Annotated in this window: 19 protein-coding genes; 6 read left to right on the forward strand and 13 right to left on the reverse strand. The window is 64.3% G+C overall.

The window, feature by feature from the left end:
* Positions 1 to 35 precede the first annotated feature (35 nt).
* Both D0B32_RS08570 and D0B32_RS08575 read left to right on the forward strand, forming a co-directional pair.
* Positions 36 to 578 carry a DUF488 family protein gene (locus D0B32_RS08570; protein WP_117333551.1) on the forward strand — a complete coding sequence of 181 codons (543 nt, stop codon included), beginning with the start codon at positions 36 to 38 and terminating at the stop codon, positions 576 to 578.
* Between the two features lie 130 nt (positions 579 to 708).
* Positions 709 to 1,314, forward strand: a complete 606-nt coding sequence (locus tag D0B32_RS08575) for a uracil-DNA glycosylase family protein (RefSeq protein WP_117333552.1) — start codon at positions 709 to 711, stop codon at positions 1,312 to 1,314.
* Between the two features lie 56 nt (positions 1,315 to 1,370).
* Here the strand turns inward: D0B32_RS08575 and D0B32_RS08580 are convergent, their stop codons facing one another.
* The 7 genes from D0B32_RS08580 to D0B32_RS08610 all read right to left on the reverse strand — a co-directional run bounded on the left by D0B32_RS08580 (position 1,371) and on the right by D0B32_RS08610 (position 9,279).
* Complete coding sequence (locus D0B32_RS08580) at positions 1,371 to 2,198, reverse strand: GntR family transcriptional regulator (protein WP_117333553.1); 828 nt, start codon at positions 2,196 to 2,198, stop codon at positions 1,371 to 1,373.
* Positions 2,199 to 2,291: 93 nt separating this feature from the next.
* The gene (locus tag D0B32_RS08585) at positions 2,292 to 3,329 is read right to left on the reverse strand and encodes an L-idonate 5-dehydrogenase (RefSeq protein WP_117333554.1); all 1,038 of its coding nucleotides are present in this window, start codon (positions 3,327 to 3,329) and stop codon (positions 2,292 to 2,294) included.
* Positions 3,330 to 3,495: 166 nt separating this feature from the next.
* A complete protein-coding gene (manD, locus tag D0B32_RS08590) occupies positions 3,496 to 4,704 on the reverse strand; it encodes a D-mannonate dehydratase ManD (protein WP_117333555.1) in 1,209 nt (402 codons plus the stop codon).
* A 67-nt stretch (positions 4,705 to 4,771) separates the two neighbouring features.
* Positions 4,772 to 5,746: an ABC transporter permease gene (locus tag D0B32_RS08595; protein ID WP_259294942.1), complete on the reverse strand. Its 975-nt coding sequence runs from the start codon at positions 5,744 to 5,746 to the stop codon at positions 4,772 to 4,774.
* Positions 5,743 to 6,693: an ABC transporter permease gene (locus tag D0B32_RS08600; protein ID WP_117333556.1), complete on the reverse strand. Its 951-nt coding sequence runs from the start codon at positions 6,691 to 6,693 to the stop codon at positions 5,743 to 5,745. Before D0B32_RS08600 ends, D0B32_RS08595 begins: the two co-directional genes overlap by 4 nt.
* Positions 6,690 to 8,186 carry an ATP-binding cassette domain-containing protein gene (locus tag D0B32_RS08605; RefSeq protein WP_117333557.1) on the reverse strand — a complete coding sequence of 499 codons (1,497 nt, stop codon included), beginning with the start codon at positions 8,184 to 8,186 and terminating at the stop codon, positions 6,690 to 6,692. Before D0B32_RS08605 ends, D0B32_RS08600 begins: the two co-directional genes overlap by 4 nt.
* A gap of 100 nt (positions 8,187 to 8,286) precedes the next feature.
* The gene (locus D0B32_RS08610; RefSeq protein ID WP_117334132.1) at positions 8,287 to 9,279 is read right to left on the reverse strand and encodes an ABC transporter substrate-binding protein; all 993 of its coding nucleotides are present in this window, start codon (positions 9,277 to 9,279) and stop codon (positions 8,287 to 8,289) included.
* A 187-nt stretch (positions 9,280 to 9,466) separates the two neighbouring features.
* Here D0B32_RS08610 and D0B32_RS08615 point away from each other — a divergent pair, with 187 nt between their 5' ends.
* Entirely contained in the window at positions 9,467 to 10,585 is a 1,119-nt protein-coding gene (locus D0B32_RS08615) for a lactonase family protein (protein ID WP_117333558.1), read from the forward strand.
* Positions 10,586 to 10,711: 126 nt separating this feature from the next.
* Here the strand turns inward: D0B32_RS08615 and D0B32_RS08620 are convergent, their stop codons facing one another.
* From D0B32_RS08620 to D0B32_RS08630, 3 genes are all read right to left on the reverse strand, one after another.
* Entirely contained in the window at positions 10,712 to 11,812 is a 1,101-nt protein-coding gene (locus tag D0B32_RS08620) for a nitronate monooxygenase family protein (protein WP_117333559.1), read from the reverse strand.
* Entirely contained in the window at positions 11,809 to 12,765 is a 957-nt protein-coding gene (locus D0B32_RS08625; RefSeq protein ID WP_117333560.1) for a LysR family transcriptional regulator, read from the reverse strand. Before D0B32_RS08625 ends, D0B32_RS08620 begins: the two co-directional genes overlap by 4 nt.
* Before the next feature lie 271 nt (positions 12,766 to 13,036).
* A complete protein-coding gene (locus D0B32_RS08630) occupies positions 13,037 to 14,548 on the reverse strand; it encodes a CoA-acylating methylmalonate-semialdehyde dehydrogenase (RefSeq protein WP_117333561.1) in 1,512 nt (503 codons plus the stop codon).
* Positions 14,549 to 14,657: 109 nt separating this feature from the next.
* On the opposite strand from D0B32_RS08630, the gene D0B32_RS08635 reads away from it, so the two are divergent.
* The 3 genes from D0B32_RS08635 (at position 14,658) to D0B32_RS08645 (ending at position 18,168) form a co-directional block, all read left to right on the forward strand.
* On the forward strand, positions 14,658 to 15,599 hold the full coding sequence (locus tag D0B32_RS08635) for a LysR family transcriptional regulator (protein ID WP_117334133.1): 942 nt from the start codon (positions 14,658 to 14,660) through the stop codon (positions 15,597 to 15,599).
* A 191-nt stretch (positions 15,600 to 15,790) separates the two neighbouring features.
* The gene (locus D0B32_RS08640) at positions 15,791 to 16,729 is read left to right on the forward strand and encodes a LysR family transcriptional regulator (protein ID WP_117333562.1); all 939 of its coding nucleotides are present in this window, start codon (positions 15,791 to 15,793) and stop codon (positions 16,727 to 16,729) included.
* A 176-nt stretch (positions 16,730 to 16,905) separates the two neighbouring features.
* Positions 16,906 to 18,168: an MFS transporter gene (locus D0B32_RS08645; RefSeq protein WP_117333563.1), complete on the forward strand. Its 1,263-nt coding sequence runs from the start codon at positions 16,906 to 16,908 to the stop codon at positions 18,166 to 18,168.
* Between the two features lie 111 nt (positions 18,169 to 18,279).
* Here D0B32_RS08645 and D0B32_RS08650 read toward each other — a convergent pair whose 3' ends face one another.
* From D0B32_RS08650 to D0B32_RS08660, 3 genes are all read right to left on the reverse strand, one after another.
* Positions 18,280 to 19,137 carry an ATP-binding cassette domain-containing protein gene (locus tag D0B32_RS08650; RefSeq protein WP_117333564.1) on the reverse strand — a complete coding sequence of 286 codons (858 nt, stop codon included), beginning with the start codon at positions 19,135 to 19,137 and terminating at the stop codon, positions 18,280 to 18,282.
* Positions 19,134 to 20,114, reverse strand: coding sequence for an ABC transporter permease (locus D0B32_RS08655; RefSeq protein WP_117333565.1), 981 nt, complete (start codon positions 20,112 to 20,114; stop codon positions 19,134 to 19,136). Before D0B32_RS08655 ends, D0B32_RS08650 begins: the two co-directional genes overlap by 4 nt.
* Before the next feature lie 71 nt (positions 20,115 to 20,185).
* A complete protein-coding gene (locus tag D0B32_RS08660; protein WP_117333566.1) occupies positions 20,186 to 21,223 on the reverse strand; it encodes a sugar ABC transporter substrate-binding protein in 1,038 nt (345 codons plus the stop codon).
* Positions 21,224 to 21,308 lie beyond the last annotated feature (85 nt).

The following is a 21,308-nucleotide window of genomic DNA, read 5'->3' on the forward strand; positions in this document are numbered from 1 at the left end:
CACGGCACGAAGCGCATTCAGTGTGACGGCTCAACATGACACAGCCATTTTTTACGATTGGTCATTCGACGCATCCGCTGCCGGAGTTCGTCAGTCTGCTGAAAGGCGCGCAGATCGACACGCTGGTGGATGTGCGCAGCATTCCGCGTTCTCGCACCAATCCGCAATTCAATCAGGGCACGCTGCCGGATGCCCTTGCTCGGGAGCAGATTCGCTACGTGCATCTCGCCGCGCTGGGCGGGCGCCGCGGCGCAATCAAGGGCGAGACGCCATCGCCCAACGGTTACTGGACGCATTCTGCATTTCGCAACTACGCCGATTACGCCATGACCGCCGCCTTTCGTGAGGGCCTGGCAACATTGCTCGAGCTTGCAGAGCAAAGCCGCTGCGCGATCATGTGTTCCGAAGCCGTATGGTGGCGCTGCCATCGGCGTATCATCGCGGATTACCTGCTCTGCCGCGGCGAGACGGTGCTGCACATCATGGATGGACGCCACATCTCCCCGGCGACGCTGACACCGGGCGCACAGCCGCAAGCGGATCACAGCGTGATTTATCCGGCGGCGGTGGCGCCTTGAAACAGCGCGTCGAATGGCAGGCTGAGCCTGATGCATGCCACCTACACTTGCAAATAAAGCCCTGAAATACCGCCTTGAATCGAACCCGCGTGACACGAACGTCTCACCGCACTGCCACGCCCTGCCCCACATGACTGCCACGACGCTGATCCCACTCGATGCCCTGCTGCGCGATATCCGCGCCTGTACGATCTGCGCGCCGGTTTTGCCGCACACGCCTCGCCCCGTGGTCGTTGCTGCCGAGCAATCACGCATTCTGATCATCGGCCAGGCGCCGGGCGCGCGGGTGCATGCGTCGGGCGTGCCGTGGAGCGATGCGAGCGGCGCGCGTCTGCGCAACTGGCTCGAGGTCGACGAGGCAACCTTCTACGACGCGACCAGATTCGCCCTGGTGCCGATGGGCTTCTGTTTTCCGGGCCGGGGTCCCAGCGGTGATCTGCCGCCACGTCCCGAGTGCGCAGCGCATTGGCACCACGATCTGCTCGCGCAAATGCGTTCGGTGCGGCTTACGTTGCTGATCGGACAATACGCGCAGCGCTTTGGACTGGGTGCCGCGTTTGGCGCCTCTTCCACCGATACCCTGATGCGCTGGTGCGAGTTTGGGCCCACGGTGTTGCCCCTGCCGCATCCGTCGCCGCGCAACATTGCCTGGTTCAAACGCAATGCCTGGTTCGAAGCGGATATCTTGCCGACCCTGCGCGAACGGGTCCGTAGCGCGTTGTCCAGCGCGGCTTGAGCGTGAGAGCCTGACCGTGAGAGCCTGAGCGTCAGATCAAACGCGAAGCACGGCGCTCAACTGGCCAGCGCCACGCGCTCCGGTTCGTCCGTTTCGAACCAGTTCGGATTGCGCGCCGCGATCGGCCCGAGCGACACCAGAATTTCCCGCAGATGCGTACGCATCGCCTCTTCCGCAGCGCTCGCATCATGCGCGCGCAAGCCGGCCAGGATCTTCGCATGCTGCTTGATGATCAGTTCGAGCGGCGACACGTCGGGCAAACTCAGATAGCGCACGCGGTCCATCTGAGCCTTGATGTCCTGAATCGTGTTCCATGCCGCGATGCAATCAATGGATTGCGCGATCGAGTAGTGAAATGCCTCGTCCAGTGCGAGGAAGGCGGTGGTGTCGTTCAGCTTCGCCGCGCGTTTCTGGTCGCGGATATTGTCGGTCAGGAGTTGCAACTGTGCGTCCGTGATGGACTCCGCTGCTTTGCGCGCGACGGCGGTTTCGATGGCCTCGCGAATGAAGCGCCCTTCGCGCACCATGCGCGGTGAAATCCGCTTCACCAGCGTGCCGCGCTGCGGCAGCACCTGCAACACGCCCACCTCCACCAATTTGATGAACGCCTCACGCACGGGTTGCCGCGACACCTGAAACATATCGGAGACTTCCTTCTCCGAAAGCGGCGTGCCCGGCACCATCTGCCCGGCAAAAATGGCCTGACGCAGCGCGCGAAAAATCTGCTTGCTGATCGGCTCATGTGAATCGAACGACACCTGCGCCGTCAAATCCGGCAAGGCGACGCGCGGCGTGGCCACGCGCCCTACCCGCCGCTTTCCTGTGGGTGCGAGGATGGCCGATTCATCGGGCTCGTCGAGCAGCGGGGTAAGAGCGTCGTTCATCGGCGTCCGGTGGTCGATGCGGGCACGAGGCACGCGCCCGCAGGGTCAAGGGTAGGTGAAGCGCGATCCGCTAATCGCACCAAGGAGGATGCCTCAATCAAAATTCAGATGCACCTTCATGGATTGCGAGCGGTCGTGCGCGACTTCGAAGGCTTCGTTCGCTTCGGCCATCGCAAACGCGTGCGTCATGATCGGCCGCAGATCGACTTTACCCGAAGCGATTTCTTCCGCCGCCACCGCGTATTCGTCGGTAAAGCGGAACGAACCCTGATAGCGGATTTCCTTGGCCATCACGAAGTTGGCCGCAACCGGCGATTGCCCCGCCGGCAGATTGCCCACCTGGATTACCGTGCCGCCCGCGCGCACCGAACGCAATGCCGTGTCGAGCCCGGCGGGACTGCCGGAGGCCTCGATCACCACGTCGAAGGTGCCACGCTGTTCGGCCCACGTGTTGATCGTGGCGCCATCCACGGCGTTGACGGTCTGGTCGGCCCCGAGCGACTGCGCGATCTGCAGCGCCTTGTCGGACAGATCCATCGCCACCACGCGATGCGCACCGGCACGGCGCGCGACGGTCAAGAGAATGCAGCCAATCGGTCCGCAACCGATCAACAACACCTTCGCGCCGACCAGCGAGCCCGCCTGGCGCACCGCATGCAATGCCACCGCGAGCGGTTCGGCCATCGACGCCTGCGCGAAATCGACCCCCGCGGGCACCGGCACGCACTGACGCGCCGCCACCACGATGTATTGACGGAACATGCCCTGCGTATGCGGGAACGTCGAAGCGCTGCCCATGAAGCGCATGTTCAGGCAGTGATTCGGCATGCCGCTCACGCAGTATTTGCACACGCCGCAATTGAGGCCAGGATTCACCGCGACGCGTTGCCCGACCGAAAGACCCGTCACGTCCGCGCCGAACGAGTCCACTTCGCCGGCCACTTCATGGCCGAGCACGAACGGCTCGCGCACGGCGAAATCGCCGCTCTTGCCCTTGAAGTAGTACGACAGATCCGAGCCGCAGATGCCGCCTGCGCGCACCCGCACGCGCACCTGTCCCGCGCCGGGCTGGGGCGGTTCGACCTCGTCGATGCGGATCAGTTTGGGTTCGTGGAGGACGGCTGCAAGCATGTGAGACTCCGTTCAATAAAGGGCAAAAAAATTCCAGCTTAAGACGCTTCGAGATCACGCTCTGGCATGCCGGGGCACGCGGTTTCCCATGCGTGCCCGCGAACCGGCAAAGCGGCAAACCCGCGCATTACGCGAAAAGCGCCTGAAAACAGGGCAAAAAGACCGCTTACCAGTTCCACAGCGTCCCGTCTTCGAGACGCGCCACCGGCAGATACGCGGGGTCATACGGATAACGCGCGGCCAGGGTTTCGTCGATATCGACGCCATGCCCCGGTGCCTCGCCGGGATGCATCATCCCTTGATCGAAGCTCCATGCATGCGGGAACACTTCGAGCGCCTGCTCCGGGAAGCCCATGTATTCCTGCACGCCGAAGTTCGGCACCCACAGGTCGAAATGCAGCGCCGCGCCCATGCACACCGGCGACAGGTCCGAAGGACCATGACAGCCCGTGCGCACCTGATACAGCGCGGCAAAATCCGCAATGCGCCGCAGATGCGTGATGCCGCCCGCGTGCGTGAGGGTGGCGCGGATATAGTCGATCAACTGCTCTTCGATCAACTGCTTGCAGTCCCAGATGCTGTTGAACACTTCGCCCACCGCGATTGGCGTGACTGTGTGCTCGCGAATCAGCCGGAAACCCGCCTGATTCTCCGCCGGCGTTGGGTCTTCCATCCAGAAGAGGCGATACGGTTCGACGGATTTGCCGAGGCGCGCCGCTTCGATGGGCGTGAGCCGGTGATGCACGTCGTGCAGCAGATGAGTGTCGAAGCCAAATTTATCGCGCACCGCTTCGAAGAGCTTCGGCACGAAGTCCAGATACTTCTCCGTCGACCAGCTCTGTTCCTCAACCGCGCCCTTGGTGGCCGGCTCGTACATGCCGCTGCCCTTCGAGACGCCATACACCGAGCGCATGTTCGGCACGCCGCACTGAATACGGATGGCCTTGTAGCCTGCTTCGATGTGTTCTTCGTAACGGTCGAGCGCCTCCGGAATATCGCGGCCCGTGGCGTGGCCGTACACCATCACGCCCTCACGCGATGCACCGCCCAGCAGCCGGTACAGCGGCATGCCCGTGACCTTGCCGAGAATGTCCCACAGAGCCATGTCCACCGCGGCAATCGCCGTCATCGTCACTGGACCGCGGCGCCAGTAAGCGCCCTTGTAGAGGTACTGCCAGATGTCCTCGATACGACCCGCGTCGCGGCCAATCAAGGTCGGGCACACGTGATCCTTCAGATACGACGCCACCGCCAGCTCGCGGCCGTTCAGGGTTGCGTCGCCAATGCCGTGCACACCGTCATCCGTGACGATCTTCAGGGTAACGAAATTACGTCCTGGACAGGTGACGATAACGTCGGCGCGTACGATCTTCATAAATATTTTCCTTGCTGCCTGGATTGACTCAATCTGGTTGACTGCCGCTCTGCATCTCGACCAAGCGCTAGCGTCGGGCCGCGGGCGAGCCGCCTGCAATGGTCGTCACGCCGATAATCAGCGCGCCGTAGACAATAGCGCGCAAGCCCGCGCCGGTGCCGCTCGCATTGAGCAGCGCGTTGATCAGAAACAGGAAACACGCCGCGCCCCACACGCCCGTTGGACTGGCGCGGCCACCGGATACCTGGGTGCCGCCAATCACCACCACCGCCACGGAAAGCAGCATGTAGTCCGCGCCCATGTCGAGCGTCGCGCCGCCGGAAAACGCCGAGAGCAGCAACGCGCACAACGCGACCAGCACCGCGCAGGCCACGTAGGTGGCGCAACGCACCCACTCCACGCGTACGCCGGCCAGATTCGCGGCCCGCGCATTCTGTCCCACGGCCGAAAGACTGCGACCCTGTACGAGCCGGAACAGCACGATGCCGGTCAGCAATGTGACGAGCAAGGCGACGGAGGCGAGCCCCGACACGCCGGCCACCCGGCTCAGCGCAAAGTTCTCCAGCGCGGGCGGCGGCGCGGCGTTGCCGTGCCCCAGACTGATTGCTACGGATTGCAAAACAAAACTGGACGACAGCGTAGCGATGATCGGCGGAATGCGCAGCATCCGGATCAGCAGATAGTTGAAGAGGCCGATGCCCACGCCGATCCCGATTACGGTCACCACGCCGAGCCAGATCGCGCTGTCCGCGCCACCCATCACGCGCATCGAGACCACGCCGGAGAGCGCGATGGTCGCGGGAATGGACAGATCGATATTGCCCGGCCCGCTCGTCACCACCAGCATCTGGCCCAGCCCCACCAGCACGCTGAAGACCACGAAGGCGGAAGCCGCCGACAGCATGTTGCCGGCAATGCCGAGGCCCAACGCGAGGCTCGTGGCCACGCCGACCAGCACCGTACCGATCACCGACCACAGCCACGGAATGTCGCGCAGCGTGAGGGCCGACGCCTTCATCGAGGGTTTCATCGCTGTTTTCATCGCCGTGCTCCCTTGCCGCGAAATACCAGACGCAGCGACAACACTGCGATCAGAATCATGCCCTGCAGTCCGATTTGCCATTCCGGTGCGATCTGCAAAAACGACAGGAAGGACGACGCCAGCGTGAGCGTGATGGCGCCGAGCACCGCGCCGATTGCGGAGACGCGTCCACCGACGAACTCACCGCCGCCGAGAATCACGCCTGCCACCGACAACAGCGTGTAACGCAGCGCGATATTCGCATCCGCCGACGTGGCGAGGCCCAGTAGCGTCAATCCCGAACACACACCGAACACGCCGGCGCAGCCAAACAGGATGGCCTTCGAGCGGATCACCGACCAGCCGAAGCGCCGCATCGCGCCCGGGTTGCCGCCCACGCCGCGCAGCCCCACGCCGATCGGCGAGCGCATCAGCAGAAAGTGACTGGCGATGCCGATGGCCGCGGTCCACAGCAAGGGGGCGGGAATGACGGGCGACTGAAACCCCATCAAGGTCGAGAGCCAGCCTGGACTCGTGCCGCCAGGCGACGGCAACAGCAGCACCGCGAGGCCGTTCCAGATGAACGACAGACCGAGCGTGACCACCACCGACGACATGCGCCGGTATTCGATCAACGCGCCGATCAGTGCATACAGCGCGACGCAGCCCGCGAGCGCGGCCCAGCCGAGCAGCGGCGAGCGCACCAGCAGCGTGGCGCCGATGCACGATACGAGGCTCACGAACGAGCCGATCGAAAGATCGAGTTCGTTGGCGGTAATCACCGCAAGCTGCGACAGCGTGGCGAACACGATGGGCACGCCCAGGTTCAGCAGCATCACCGCGCCGAAATAGCTGAGCGTATTCGGCTGCACGATGATCATGGGAATCAGCACCGCGAACAGCGACACCACCGGCAACGCGGACCGTAGATCGAGCCGGCGCGCGTGCCCCTTGACTGCCTGATTCATGCTGTCACCTCATCGAAACTCGCTGCGAGCAGCGCTTCTTCCGTGCATGCGCTGCGATCGAGCACGCGCGTGACGCGGCCCGAGCGGAATACATAGGTCGTGTCGCAGTAAGCGAACTCGTCGTTTTCCGTCGTGTACCAGATGAAGGTGCGGCCCCTGGCGGCTTCCGCCTGCAACAGCGCATAGATTTCCACCTTGGTACCGATGTCGACGCCGCGCATCGGGTCATCCATCAGGACGAGATCGGCGTCGGATGCGAGCGCGCGGGCAAACAACACTTTCTGCTGATTGCCGCCGCTCAGCGAGAGGATGTTTTCCGTGGGGGCCGCGCCGCGAATGTTGATTTTTTTGGCCCACGTGTCGAACAGTTCGCGCAGCGCGTCACCGTTGATCCACGTTGCGCTGCCCTGGTTGTAGAGGCGGCGGATATCGAAGTTCTGCGCAATCGACCAGTCGATAAACACGCCGTCCGCGCGACGGTCGCCCGCCACGAACGCGACGGTCTGCTGCGAGCCGCGCTTGCGCGCCTGCGCGTAGATCTCATGCAGCAAGGCCGTCTGCCCCTGCCCCGCTAGTCCCGCAAAGCCGACAATCGTGCCGCGCGCCGCTTCGATATGGGTGCGCTTGCCCGGGCCCACCTTCCACTGCAGCTTCGCCGCCGTGCTGTTTGCCTGGGCCACGCGTTGCGCTGGCGCCGAGCCGCCTTCCACGAACTGGCCCATCGCGCGGATGATCTGTTCCTTGTCGAGGTTCTGTACCGCCAGCGTCGAGACCACCTTGCCGTCGCGCATCACCATCACGCGGTCGGCGCTCTTCAGCATCTCTTCCAGCATGTGGGTGATCAGAATACAGGTGACGCCCGCCGCCGCGCTCTGGCGGATATAGGCCAGCAACTGCTCGGCGGTGTACTTGTCGAGGCTCGACGTGGGCTCATCCAGAATCACCAGACGCACGGGCGTGTCGACGCACGCAAAGCCGCGCGCAATCTCCACCATCTGCTGCTGGGTGAGCGAGAGATCGCCCACCAGATCGGTGCCGCGCAGGCCGTGGCCGGGAAAGATGGCGTCGAGTTGCGCTTCGATGACAGCACGCGCGCGCTTGCGCCAGCCAAAGTGGCGCAACTGCGGGTGCACTGCGCGCATGTTTTCTTCAATCGTGAGATTCGGGCACAGCGACAGTTCCTGAAACACGCAGCGGATGCCGAGCGAGCGGGCTTCATCGGCATCGAAGCCACGTTCGTGCGTGGCCCCGTCGATCTGGAGCGAGCCGGCGGTGGCGCGGCGCGCGCCTGCCAGCACCGACATCAGCGTCGATTTGCCCGCGCCGTTGTGGCCGGCAATGGCCACGCATTCGCCCTTGTGGAAATCGAAATCGACGCCCTGCAATGCACGCACGCTGCCGAAGTTCACGTCGACAGCACGCGTGGATAACAGACGCTCCGGAACCGCTTCGACGCCCGCTACGTTGAGCACCGTGCTTTCAGAATGATTCATGGGACCAGCCGCACAGAGATGAGGATCTAACCAGCGACCCGCCGGCGCTGACTTCAACATGCGTTCAGCGTCGGCGGTTGGTAGTGTTGCTTTCGCCACGTTACTTCTTTGGCGATTCCACCATGTTCACGACCTGCTCACGCGTGAACACGTTGCTCGCCACGGTGCCCGGCGCCGTTGACGAGAGCACGTTCGAGAGCGAAGCCGGCGTGACGGTCAGCGTGGGCAGCGACATGTCGTGCGGCAGCTTGTTGCCCGCCAGAATCTGCTGCGCAGCCCAGAACGCGAAGGTGGACGAACCCGGGTCCGCCGCGATGGACATGGTCTGATACGAGTCGACGCCCTGCGATTTCCACCAGGCGAGTTCTTCCTGACGATTGCCTAGGATGATGGTCGGGATGTTGCGGCCTGCGGCGCGGAACGCCTGCGCCACACCGTAGCCGTCGCCGCCTTGCGTCACGACCGCGTCGACCTGCGGCAGCGACGGCAAGATGCCCGCCACTTCCTTCTGCGCCACGGTCTGCGTCCATGCGCCATACACCGAGCCGACGATCTTCATGCCGGGATATTTCTTGACCTCGTCCACGATGCCCTGGTGAATCTCGTCGTCCACCGAGACGCCCGCGAGACCGCGCACTTCGAGGATGTTGCCCTTGCCGTTGAGCTTCTTCGCCAGATAGTCGACCTGCACCGCGCCCATCTGGTGGAAATCCGCGGCAATGCGGTACGCGCACGGCTCGGTGACGATGCCGTCGAACGACACCACCACCACGCCCGCCGCGCAGGCCTGCTTGACGGCGCCGTTCAGCGCGGTCGGCGACGCGGCGTTGATGACGATGGCCTTGTAGCCCTGCAACACGAGATTCTGGATCTGCTGCGCCTGCTCGGTGGCCTGATTCTCGGCTGTGGTGAAGGCCGGTGCGTCCGCCACGAGCCCTGCCTTCTTGGCGCCGTCCGCGACCTGCGCCCAGCTCTTCAACTGCTGCTGACGAAAGGTGTTGCCGGCGTAGCTGTTCGACAACGCAATCTTGTCCTTCGAGGTATCGCCCGTCGCCACGGCCGCGCTGGCGGCGCCGCTTACCGCGATCAGCATGACGCTGGCGAGTCCCGATACAAATGTCCTGTTGAGTTGCACAATCGTCTCCTGATCTTCGAAGTTGAGCGGCGCTGACGGCGCCGGGTGGCGTGACCGGAATGAGCTACCGGTTTTTATTGGGATGAACGAATGGTAGGCTATACCCTACTACCATACAAGTAGGTGTTTTCCATATGGAGGCGCAATGACGGGTGCAACTCTGGTGTTCGTGGGCGGCCTGAACCAGGACGTGCCGCACTTCGACGCCGCGCATGGCAAAGGGATTTCGGTGTTTGCCTTCGACGAGCAGACCGGCAAGCTGACGTGGTTATCCGACACGACGGCAGTGCCGAACCCCACTTATCTCACGGTGGTCCCCGGGCGCCGCATGCTGTACGCCACGAGTGAGATGTACGGCCGGGAGGAAGGCTGGATCAGCGCGTTTCGCATTGATCCGGCGAGCGGAACGCTCAGCGAAGTGGGCAGCCGGCAAAGCACGCGCGGCAGTTTGAGCGCGCATTGCAACACTGACCGCGAGGGCCGCTGCGCAATGGTTGCGAACTATTCACATGAAACCGTGGGCGAGTTGCCCGGCAAGCATGTGGTGAGCTTTGCCTTGCAGCCGGACGGCAGCCTGACACCGGCGGTCAGCGAAGCGGTGCATACCGGCAAGGGGCCGCGCGCGGACCGCCAGGGCGTGCCGCATCCGCATTGTGTGATGCCGAGCCCGGACAACCGTTTTGTGCTCGTGCCGGATCTGGGCACGGACCAGATCGTCACTTACCGGCTGGATGCCGCGAGCGGCCGCCTCGAACGCACGCAGCACGAAGCGCTACAGATGGCGCCCGGCTCGGGGCCGCGGCATCTCGCGTTTCATCCGGATGGTACGAAGGCCTATGTGATCAACGAACTGAGCAACACCGTGTGTGCCCTCGGTTACGACGCTGCGCACGGCACGCTGCGTCTGTTGCAGACGTTCGATGGACTCGCTGCGGACGCACCGTTGAGTTACGGTGCGGGGCTGCTGGTGTCAGCCGATGGGCGCTTTCTGTATGCCACTTTTCGTGGCGACGACAGCGTGATGACCTACGCGCTCGATTCGCGCGACGGCACGTTAAGCGGAGCCACGCGGCACGCGAGCGGCGGCAAGACGCCACGCAGTTTCGCCATGACGCCGTCTGGCGCGTTCATGCTGGTGGCTAACCAGGACAGTGACGTGCTCGTATCCTGGCGGCTAGACCCGGTGAGCGGCGCGCCGGTGGAGCAAGCGGACACGGTGGCGGTCGGTACGCCGATGTGTGTGCAGGCAGTGACTTTTGCATGAGTGGTTTGCCTGACCCATGCGCGTGACGGGTTGGCATGACGGCTTTGCGTGACGCGGGCTTCCTTTCTGTCTGCAAAGCCACCTGCCCTTCGCTGCTGTCACGCACGTGCTATCAAGCCTACGCCCTCACTCGCCCCATTGCTGCAGCTTCTGCACACTCTCGCGTAACTCGCGCTCCAGTTGCGCGAACAGTTCAGCGGCCGGCATGCTGCGCGACAACGCCGCGGCCTGCCCGGCCCACTGCGCGCCGTAGCCAAACTCGCCCTTCGCCTTCGCCGCGGCGTGCAGTGCCTTGCCGGCGTCATACGCGATCGGATAGGCCGGGGATTGCGGCGCGCCGGCGGAGTCACCGAGTTGCGTGAAGCGGTTCACCATGCTGCGCGCCACGCGTCCCGAGATGGCCGCCGTGAAGGTGGTGTGCTGCGCCGCGTCGCCGAGGAGTGCCCGCCGGTAGCCTTCGTCGATCGAGGTCTCCGGGCACGCCACGAAGGCCGTGCCGAGTTGCGCCGCCTGCGCGCCGAGCGCCAGCACGGCGGCGATGCCCGCACCATCCATGATGCCGCCCGAAGCGATCACCGGCAGGTCGAAGCGCTCGACCAGCAGACGCGTCAGCGCAAAGGTGCCGAGCCGCTCGTCGGGCGCCTCGGAATCGAACACCCCGCGATGGCCGCCCGCCTCGATGCCCTGCGCCACGATGGCGTCGAGTCCTGCTTCCACAATCTGTTCGGCTTCCTGAACATTCGTGGCTGCACCGAACAGCGTGATGCCGGCCTGCTTAAGCGCGCTGATCACGTCCGCTGACGGCATGCCGAAATGGAAGCTGACCACCGCCGGCTTCTCGTCGAGAAACACCTGAAGCATCTCGGCGTCCACGACGAAGCTGGTGTAAATCTCCGCGAGCGCGGCAGGCGGCGTCGCACCGTAGCGCTCGAATTGCGGCGCGAGCCAGCTCAGCCACTGGCGCTCCACCGCTTCATCCTGGGTAGCGGGCTGATGGCAAAACACGTTGATGTTGAACGGCTTGGCGGTCAGCGCGCGCGTCTCGCGGATCACCTTGCGCGCGCCCTCCGGCTTCATCGCGCCCACGCCCAGTGAGCCAAGTCCGCCCGCATTCGAGACGGCGGCTGCCAGCGCGGGCGTCGTCACGCCGGCCATCGGCGCCTGAATGATGGGCTTCGCAATGCCGAGCCGGCGCAGCAGCGCGCGATTGTCGGTCTGATGGGTCATGTCGCATCCTTTTCAAGTACCGGGGATGGCAAAGCGGGCGTGCCATCGCTCAGTTTTTCCAGCAGAAAGTCAACGAAACTGCGCACCCGCGACGACAGATGCCGGGCATGCGGGTACAGCAGGATGAAGGGTCGTGAGGTGCCGCCGTGCGGCTTGAGCAGTTCCTTGAGCGTGCCGTCGGCGAGATCCTGCTCAACCACGAAGCGGTAGGTCTGGAAGATGCCTGCGTCGTGACGCGCGAGCGTCGCGCCGGCCAGCACGTCGCCGGATACGCCGGAACTGCCGTGCGTCAGCACCTCGACGGTTTCACCGTCCTGCACGAACTGCCACGGGACATGGCGGCCGTTGCTAGGCAGTTCGAACTGAATGCATTCATGCTTGAGCAGATCTTCGGGCGTATTGGGCTTGCCGTTCTTGCGCAGATAAGCCGGTGATGCGACCACCACCAACTCCGCATCTTCGAGTTTGCGCGCGATCAGCCCGGAATCCTGCGGCGCGCGGCCGCGAATGGCGAGGTCGAAGCCCTCGTCTGCGAAGTCGATATTGCGGTTGCTCAGATGGGTTTCGACGCTGACCTGCGGATAGCGCGCGCGAAACTCCGCCAGCAGCGGCAGCACGCGGTAGTGGCCATACGGGGTGGGCATGCTGATGCGCAGCACGCCAGCGGGTGTGACCTGCTGGCCGGTGGCCTCGCGTTCCGCGTTGGTGAGTTGGCGCAGGGCCGCCTGACACTGTTCGAAGTAGCGGCGGCCTGGATCGGTAAGACGGATTTGCCGCGTGGTGCGAACGAACAGCCGCACGCCGAGGCGTTTTTCGAGGCGCGCCACGGCTCGGCTGACTGCCGCGGGTGTGACGCTTGCCGCCGTCGCGGCCAGGGTGAAACTGCCGAGTTCCGCGGCGAGGCAGAACAGTTCGATACTGCCGAGAAGGAGGTCGTCGAATTGACGCTGCATGGTCGCCCGATGACATGAGATCACTGTCGCTGGCACGGCTGCCGATGTTCCGCGGCGTCACGAATCGTCGCGAACCCTCACGAATCGTCACGCCGCCGAGGGCAGCCGCCGCCTGGTCAGCGCAGCGTCCGTCTTGCGGTGGACGCTGCACTGGTGCGATCTTCATGGCGAGGCGCGTGAGCCGTCAAGGTGCCGATCGGTAAAACATAGTTGACACTATGGAACAGATCGCGGAACCGCTCACCGCGCGCTACGGCTCCCAACCGCGGACTTACTTGGCCGTCGGCATCGCAAACTCAGCGCCCTTCTCGGTGCTTTCGGGCCAGCGTTGCATGATGGACTTCTGCTTCGTGTAGAAGCGCACGCCCTCTTCGCCATACGCATGCGTGTCGCCGAACAGGCTGCGCTTCCAGCCGCCAAAGCCGTGCCATGCCATCGGCACCGGAATCGGCACGTTGATGCCCACCATGCCCACTTCGATGCGGCGGCCAAACTCGCGCGCCACGTGGCCGTCCCGTGTATAGCAGGCCACGCCGTTGCCGAACTCGTGCGCGTTGATGAGATCCACGGCTTCCGTGAAGTCTTTCACGCGCACACAGGCCAGCACCGGGCCGAAAATCTCTTCCTTGTAGATGCGCATTTCCGGCGTGACGTGGTCGAACAGCGTGCCGCCCGTGAAGAAGCCGTCTTCGTGACCGGGCACCTTCAGGCCGCGGCCGTCCACCACCAGCTTTGCGCCTTCCTGCACGCCCTGCGCGATATAGCCTTCAATGCGTTCCAGCGCCTGGCGCGTGACGATCGGGCCCATCTCGGCGTCGGGTTCCATGCCGTTCTTGATGACCAGAGTGCGCGCGCGTTCAGCGAGTTTGGGCATGATCTTGTCCGCCACGTCGCCCACCAGCACGGCCACGGAAATCGCCATGCAGCGCTCGCCCGCCGAACCGTAGCCCGCGCCGACGAGGGCGTCGATGGCCTGATCGAGGTCGGCATCCGGCATCACCACCATATGGTTCTTCGCGCCGCCCAGCGCCTGTACGCGCTTGCCGTTCTTTGCGCCGGTTTCGTAGATGTAGTTGGCAATCGGCGTCGAGCCGACGAAGCTCACCGCCTTCACGTCCGGATGAGCCAGCAGTGCATCCACCACCACCTTGTCACCCTGCACGACGTTGAACACGCCGTCGGGCAAGCCGGCCTGCTTCAGCAGATCGGCCATGAACAGCGAAGCGGACGGGTCGCGCTCGCTTGGCTTGAGAATGAAGGTATTGCCGGCGGCGATCGCCACCGGGAACATCCAGCACGGCACCATGCACGGGAAATTGAACGGCGTGATGCCCGCGACGACGCCCAGCGCCTGACGCGTGGTCCAGTTGTCGATGCCCGTGGAAACCTGCTCGGTGTAGTCGCCCTTGAGCAGTTGCGGAATGCCGCAGGCGAATTCGATCACGTCGATGCCGCGCGAAACTTCGCCCTGCGCATCCGAGAACACCTTGCCATGCTCGGCCGTGATGATGGCGGCGAGTTCGTCGCGGTGCTTGTTCATCAACTCGAGAAAGCGCAGCAGCACACGTGCGCGGCGAATGGGCGGCGTATTGCTCCACGCAGGAAACGCGGCCTTGGCGCTCGCCACGGCCGCTGCGACGTCTTCTGCCTCGCCCAGCAACAGCTTGCGGGGCCGCGCGCCGGTGGCCGGATTGAAGACGGGCTGATTGCGGGTGCCGGTGCCGTTCTCGCGCTTGCCGTTGATGAAGTGGCTCACGTCCGCGCTGTCGTCGAAGGGTTGCATGTCGTCTCCTGGTGGGTAAATCGTCGATGCACAGAGTCTAAGAGTCCATGAGCGGTCTGCAAAGGCGCTATCATTGAACTCATTGTTTCCTGTGATGAACAATCAATGTATGGAAATCGAGAAAATTGCCGGCCTCTGGACCCATCTGCACTGGCTCACGGTGCTGGCCGATCAGGGCAGCTACACGGCCGCGGCCACGCGCCTTGGCGTCAGCAAGGCGGCCATGAGCCAGCGTATCTCCGAACTGGAGCGCGCTGCGGGCATTTCGTTGGTGCAGCGCACCACGCGTAGCGTGCGGCTGACCGAGGCGGGCCAGCGTCTGGTCGAGGATACGCGCAATCAGTACGAACAGATCGCCACCAGCTTTGCGAGCGTCAGTGAACTGGCCGGCGTGGCGCGTGGCCTGATCCGGATTACGGCGCCGGTGGCGTTTGGCCGTCAGCAGTTGCTGCCGAGACTGCCCGCGTTTCTGCGCACCCATCCGGAAGTGCGGGTGCAGCTCGAAGTCTCCGACCGGCTCACCTCGCTTGCCACCGAAGGTTTCGATCTGGCCATCCGGCACAGCGCCGAAGCGCCGGATACGCACGTGGCCTGGAAGCTGTGCGATACGCAGTCGGTGCTGGTGGCGACGCGCGCCTATCTGCGCAAGCGCGGCACGCCGCTCGTGCCGGAGGATCTCGCCGCGCATGAGTGCCTGTTCTACCCGCGCAACTCGGGGGCGGCGACCTGGTCGTTCGAACGCAAAAGCCCGCGCAGAACCACGGCCGCGCCGGTGACGCTGCCCATCAACGGACAATTTTCGGCCAACAACAGCGAGACCTTGCGCGACGCCGCGCTCGACGATATGGGCATTGCCCTCGTGCCGGATTTCACCGCGCAGGCTGCCGTGCAGGCCGGCAAGCTCGTGGTGGTGTTGCCGCAGTGGCGCGTGACGGGGCCGTTCGCCGACCGGCTGCATGTGCTGCGGCCGTATGCGTCGCACGTGCCACGTGCCGTGAGCCTGTTCGTCGGCTATCTGCGCGAGAGCTACGCGCAGGGCTTTCCGCTGTAGCTTCAGGCGGTTCTCTGGTTTGCTGGTGTAATTTTCCGCTGCGGCTTCATGCTGTAGCGCCGCGCCGCAAAGCGGGCCAAAGCGGGTTAAGGCGGACCGCCGCAGCCTGAAGCGAGCCCACGCGCCGCCGCAATGCAGCGGGTCGCGTTAGACTCGCAAAGGCAATTTCGCCCCCTCAATCTTGATGCCGTATGGACCGAATCGATGCGATGAAGGTGTTCGTCGCCACGCTGGACGAAGGCAGCCTGGCGGGCGCTGCGCGCCGCCTCGGCCGCTCGCCGGCGGCAGTGAGCCGGGCGCTGGCTTTCCTCGAGGAACACACCGGCACCGCCCTGCTGCACCGGACCACCCGCACCATCAAGCTGAGCGAGGCGGGCGAGCGCTACGCCGCGGCCTGCCGGCGCGTGCTGACCGAACTTGAAGAAGCCGATCTGCTGGTGGTGGACGAGAAGTCCGCACCGCGCGGCCTCCTGACCATCACCGCGCCGGTCGCCGCCGGTGAGGACGTGCTGCGACCCATCCTCGTCGATTTCACCGAGCGCTATCCCGAGGTGTCGATTCGTCTGCAGTTGCTCGACCGGCCCGTGAGCCTGATCGACGAAGGCATCGACGTGGCGCTGCGCATCGCCCATTTGCCGGATTCATCGCTGATCGCGGTGCCGGTGGGAGAAGTCCGGCGGGTGGTCGCCGCTGCGCCGCGCTATCTGGCTGCGCATCCGCCCATCACCACGCCGGCCGATCTCGCCGCGCATCGCATCATCTCCATGACGCATTTCGGCCTCGATTCGTGGAGCTTCCCGCCAGGCGGCCGCACCAGCGTGCCGCTCGTCGTGCAGTTCACGCCCGGCTTTATCGTCAATACGATCCGCGCCGCCGTGGCCGAAGCGGTGGAGGCGCGCGGCGTCACGCGGATGTTTTCCTATCACGTTGCCGAGGCGGTCGAGGCCGGCACGCTCCAGATCATCCTGAGCGACAGCGAGCACGCACCCCTCCCCGTGCATCTGCTTACGCCACAGGGACGCCTCTCCGTGCCGAAGGTGCGCGCTTTCATCGACTTCGCGACACCGCGTCTGCGCGAACATTTCGGCCGCTTCCAGCAGATGACCCGTAGTGATCCACACGGCGATTGAATCGCCCAGCGGAAGAATGTCTTCCACTTCAAGCCGATTCTCTCTTTAATCGGTTCAATCTAGACTCGTACCCTGAAGAGTGTGAAACCGGCGAGCGGCGGCCACGCCTTGATTCTGTTTGTGATCGGCGCTCGCGGTCGATCTGTTTGCTGCATAGAGGATGCGTTGAGGAAAAGATGAGTCGAACCAGTGAGTCCCTGTTGCAGGCCCCGGCTATCGGCAAGCCGCGTCTGTTGAGCTACGCCGAGCGCAACGAGGATCACTGGCGACGCAATCTGGCCGTGTGCGTGTTCGGCTCGTTCACGACGCTGGTGAGTTTGAGCATGCTGCTGCCGTTTCTGCCGCTGTATGTCCGGCAGCTCGGCGTGGAAGCGCCAGGCGCGGTGATCCAGTGGTCGGGTATCGCCTTCGGCGCGACCTTCCTCGGCACCGGCCTGACCGCGCCGTTGTGGGGGCGGCTTGCCGATCGCTACGGACGCAAGGCGATGCTGGTGCGCGCGGCCGTGGGCATGGCCATCGTGATGTCGCTGATCGGCGTGGTGCATTCGGTGCATCAACTGGTGGCGCTGCGCTTGCTGGCCGGTCTCGTCGGTGGCTATTCGTCGGCTTCAACCGTGATGGTCGGCTCGCAGGCGCCGCGTGAGCGGGCCGGCTGGGCGCTCGGCGTGCTCTCGACGGGCGCGCTTGCCGGCAATCTCATCGGCCCGCTGGTGGGTGGCTTCCTGCCCGGCTGGATCGGCATTCGCGGCACCTTTTTCGCGGGCGGCGCAATGATCGCGGTAGCGGCCTTGCTGACCATCTTCGTAGTCAAGGAAGACTTCAGTCCGGCCGATCAGGCGCTGCATCGTGCCGCCAGCAAAGCCTCCGTCACGACGCGCAAAACGAACTACGCCGTGGTGGCCGCGCTGCTCGTCACGGCGATGATGGTGCTGCTCGCCAACATGTCTATCGAGCCGATCATCACCGTGTATATCGGCAGTCTCGGCGTGCATGCCGATCATCTCACGCGCGTGGCCGGTCTCGTGATGGCCTGCTCGGCGTTCGGCAGCATGTTCACGGCGGCACGGCTCGGCGCGCTGGCTGACCGGATCGGCAGCTGGAACGTGATCATCGGCTGCCTCGTGCTCACGGGGCTCGTGATGATCCCGCAGGCCTTCGTCGTCGCATGGTGGCAACTGGCGGCGCTGCGCGTGCTGATGGGGATGACGCTCGCCGGGTTGCTGCCGTCCATCGCCAAGCTGGCGCGTCAATCGGTGGACGAAAGCAAGACCGGACAGATGCTGGGCTATCTGCAGTCCGCGCAGTTCAGCGGCCAGGTGGTCGGGCCGGTGATCGGCGGACAGATCGGCGTGATGTTCGGACTCGACGCCGTGTTCTTCGCCACCGGCACGCTGCTGGTGGCATGCGCCGGCCTCGCGCAGTGGGCGCGAAGCCGGTAGGCGTTGTAGTTGCGATGTGTTGCTATAACGGTGCTCTTGCCGCCACCGCTGTGAGCACCGTCGTGACCATCGTCGAGACCATCGTCGAGACCGCAACCGCAAACGCCCCACTCAAAGCAGTTCAGTGACCTCTTCGATCGAGGTCTCACTCACGGCTTTGTCCAGCACCACTTCACCGCGTGCCATTGCCACGATCCGGTCGCACGAATGAAACACGTGCTGCAGGTTGTGGCTGATGAAGATACCCGTCACGCCCTGCGCCGACAGACCGCGCACGAAGCCGATCACCTTGTCGGTCTCCTTAACCGAAAGATGATTGGTCGGCTCATCGAGAATCAGCAGCCGCGACTTGAAGTGCATCGCGCGAGCAATCGCCACGCCCTGCCGCTGACCGCCTGAGAGTTCGCCGAGCAGCGCGTCGGCGGAGCGCAGATGCAGATCCACATTGGCGAGCGCAATCTCCGCATCGCGGCTCATGCGCGCCTGATTCATCGGCCCAATGCCGCACAGCGAAAAACGCAGCGGCTCGCGGCCAATGAACAGATTACGTGCAATGGAGAGCGTCGGCACCAGTGAGTTGTGCTGATGAATCGTCTCGATGCCAAGCTCCATCGCCTGCTTCGGCGAGCCGATCTGCACGCGCCGCCCTTCGAACATGATCTCGCCCTCGTCGGGCCGGTGCACGCCGGAGAGAATCTTGATCAGCGTGGATTTGCCCGCGCCATTATCGCCGAGCAGTCCCACCACCTCACCGCGGCGAAAATCCAGGCTGACGCCCTTCAACGCATGCACACCCGAGTACCACTTGTGCAGATTGCGCACGCCGACCAGCACCGGCGCAGCGTGTGCACCGGCGTGTGCCTGGGTTGGCGATGCGGCGTCGGCGTGCGTGGCTAACCCGGCGGCCGGCGCGCTGAAGCCGGCAGCGAAAGAATCGGAAGCGAGTCCAGCGGAAGAGGCCCGGTTCATAGTTGCACCTTCATTCGGCGCGCCGTGCGGCGCATCCATGCATTGGCGACGACCGCGATGATCGTCAGGGCGCCGACGGCGAACTTGAACCAGTTCGCGTCGACCTGGGTGAGCACGAGGCCATTGTCGATCACGCGGATCAGCAGCGCGCCGACCACCGCGCCCAGCACGTTGCCTATCCCGCCAGACAGTGCCGTGCCGCCGATCACCGCCGCCGCGACCGCCTGCAGTTCCATGCCGTCGCCGATGGAAGGCAGCGGCGTGCCGAGCCGGAACACCTGGATCATGCCGGCGAAACCCGCCAGCATCGCGCACTGCACGAAGCAGAACAGCTTCACGCGACGCGCCGGCACCCCGCTCGACACCGACGCCTCCAGAAAACCGCCGGTTGCCTTGATCCAGTTGCCGAGATTGGTGGCCGAGAGCAGCAACGCAGCCAGTGCGCCGATGCCGAGGAACCAGAAGAACGACGCGCGAAACAGGCCAGCGGGACCAATGAAACGCGTGAACAGCTCGATCGGCATATGGCCGGTGGGCAGGCTCGGTGGAAAGCCGCCGCTTGCCACCACCGTCAGCGAACGGACGATGAACAGCATGCCGAGCGTCGTGATGAAACTCGGTATGTTGAACATCAGCGTAATCACGCCGTTGGCAAGACCGATGCCGGCCGCGATCGCAAGGCCGATTGGCAGCGCGATCCAGAACGGCACGCCGGCATTCACCAGCAGCGTGATGGTCATGGGCGTCAGTGCGAATACCGAGCCCACCGACAGATCGAACTCGCCGCAGATCATCAGCAAGGTCACGCCAATCGCCACCAGTCCCGCTTCCGGCAGCACGCCCAGAATGCCGCGCAGATTTTCGGCGCTCAGGAACGCCGACTCCGAGCGCACCTGGAAGATCGCCACCAGCACGACCAGCAGAACCACACCGGCCAGCTCCGGTTTCTGCAAATAGATTTTCAACAGCTTTTTCACGTCAGCCTCCAGCAGTGAATGCACGCCATCCCGTCAGGACCTGCCCGTTCGCCACACACGCTACGGCCGCGCTAGCGCATGCCGCGCTCGGACAGCGCCAGCACGCCCGCGGCCTGTGGCGGCGTGACGATGGCGTCGCCGGTGTTGACGTCAGCCGGTGCGAGGCCAGCCGTCTTCGCCAGATAGACTTCCATCACCGGCAAAAAGCCCTGCATGTACGGCTGCTGATCCACTTCTGCCTGGATGTAGCCGGCCTTCATCATGTCGAGCACCTGCGGCACGATGTCGAAGCCCGCCAGCAGCACCTTGCCGGGCGGCACGCCGCGATCTTTCAGCACGTGTGCCACGGAGGCATGAAAGAAGCCCGTATCGAAGTACGCCGTGGTGTCCGGATGTGCGGTGAGGTAAGCGCCCACGCGGTCCCCCGTCACCGACAGATCGGTGCCGGAATCAATGCGGTCCACGGTGAGCTTGCGCGTGGGGTTGGCGCGCTTCCAGTCGTCGAGGCCATCCATCACGCCCTTGGCACGTTGTTCGGACCAGTTCTGTCCTGGCGCGCTGACGCCGATCAGCACCCGCACCGGGCCGTCCTTGGGAAACTTCGCGCTCAGTTCATGCGCCAGATTGCGCCCCGCCGGCACGAAGTTCTGGCCGATGAACGCCTCGCGTTGCGCGGCGCCCGCCGCACCGCCGCTCTGGTCCACGTTGAACGCAATCACCATCACGTTCTTGCTGCGTGCGTCGTTGATCATTGGCGTGAGCGCCTTGTCGTCGACGATGGTAGTCAGGATCGCGTCAGGCTTGCGGGCGAGTGCCGTCTGGAAGTTCGAGCTTTGCTGTTCGATCGAGCCGTCGTTCTGCGTGAAGACCATCTGGCAATGCGCCTGCACTTTGGCGCAGGCATCGTCGAAGCCTTTTTTCACGGCCTGCCAGAACGAGTTGGTGGCGGCGCCATGCGTGAGCATCACGATGTTCAACGGCTGCCCCGTGTCCGCGGCCACACTGGTATTGACGAGGCCGAACAGCAACGCCGCGCCGCACGCGGCCGCCGTTATCCAGCCAGCCCGCTGGGCGCCCTGAGCGCCGGACTTGTGGGATTTCGCATTCATCTCCTGACTCCTTGTGGTTATCGCGGACCATGCAGTCCACGCTTGATATCGCGCCGGTCTTGATGCGATCATGCAGCCGACGTCG

Origin of the sequence: Paraburkholderia sp. DHOC27, assembly GCF_003429005.1 — a bacterium.
Lineage (GTDB): Bacteria > Pseudomonadota > Gammaproteobacteria > Burkholderiales > Burkholderiaceae > Paraburkholderia.

Excerpts from the sequence above, each read along its gene's own strand:
- D0B32_RS08570 (WP_117333551.1), top strand. The coding sequence starts at position 36 with ATGACACAGCCATTTTTTACGATTGGTCATTCGACGCATCCGCTGCCG.
- D0B32_RS08575 (WP_117333552.1), top strand. The coding sequence starts at position 709 with ATGACTGCCACGACGCTGATCCCACTCGATGCCCTGCTGCGCGATATC.
- D0B32_RS08580 (WP_117333553.1), bottom strand. The coding sequence starts at position 2,198 with ATGAACGACGCTCTTACCCCGCTGCTCGACGAGCCCGATGAATCGGCC.
- D0B32_RS08585 (WP_117333554.1), bottom strand. The coding sequence starts at position 3,329 with ATGCTTGCAGCCGTCCTCCACGAACCCAAACTGATCCGCATCGACGAG.
- manD (WP_117333555.1), bottom strand. The coding sequence starts at position 4,704 with ATGAAGATCGTACGCGCCGACGTTATCGTCACCTGTCCAGGACGTAAT.
- D0B32_RS08595 (WP_259294942.1), bottom strand. The coding sequence starts at position 5,746 with ATGAAAACAGCGATGAAACCCTCGATGAAGGCGTCGGCCCTCACGCTG.
- D0B32_RS08600 (WP_117333556.1), bottom strand. The coding sequence starts at position 6,693 with ATGAATCAGGCAGTCAAGGGGCACGCGCGCCGGCTCGATCTACGGTCC.
- D0B32_RS08605 (WP_117333557.1), bottom strand. The coding sequence starts at position 8,186 with ATGAATCATTCTGAAAGCACGGTGCTCAACGTAGCGGGCGTCGAAGCG.
- D0B32_RS08610 (WP_117334132.1), bottom strand. The coding sequence starts at position 9,279 with ATGCTGATCGCGGTAAGCGGCGCCGCCAGCGCGGCCGTGGCGACGGGC.
- D0B32_RS08615 (WP_117333558.1), top strand. The coding sequence starts at position 9,467 with ATGACGGGTGCAACTCTGGTGTTCGTGGGCGGCCTGAACCAGGACGTG.
- D0B32_RS08620 (WP_117333559.1), bottom strand. The coding sequence starts at position 11,812 with ATGACCCATCAGACCGACAATCGCGCGCTGCTGCGCCGGCTCGGCATT.
- D0B32_RS08625 (WP_117333560.1), bottom strand. The coding sequence starts at position 12,765 with ATGCAGCGTCAATTCGACGACCTCCTTCTCGGCAGTATCGAACTGTTC.
- D0B32_RS08630 (WP_117333561.1), bottom strand. The coding sequence starts at position 14,548 with ATGCAACCCTTCGACGACAGCGCGGACGTGAGCCACTTCATCAACGGC.
- D0B32_RS08635 (WP_117334133.1), top strand. The coding sequence starts at position 14,658 with ATGGAAATCGAGAAAATTGCCGGCCTCTGGACCCATCTGCACTGGCTC.
- D0B32_RS08640 (WP_117333562.1), top strand. The coding sequence starts at position 15,791 with ATGGACCGAATCGATGCGATGAAGGTGTTCGTCGCCACGCTGGACGAA.
- D0B32_RS08645 (WP_117333563.1), top strand. The coding sequence starts at position 16,906 with ATGAGTCGAACCAGTGAGTCCCTGTTGCAGGCCCCGGCTATCGGCAAG.
- D0B32_RS08650 (WP_117333564.1), bottom strand. The coding sequence starts at position 19,137 with ATGAACCGGGCCTCTTCCGCTGGACTCGCTTCCGATTCTTTCGCTGCC.
- D0B32_RS08660 (WP_117333566.1), bottom strand. The coding sequence starts at position 21,223 with ATGAATGCGAAATCCCACAAGTCCGGCGCTCAGGGCGCCCAGCGGGCT.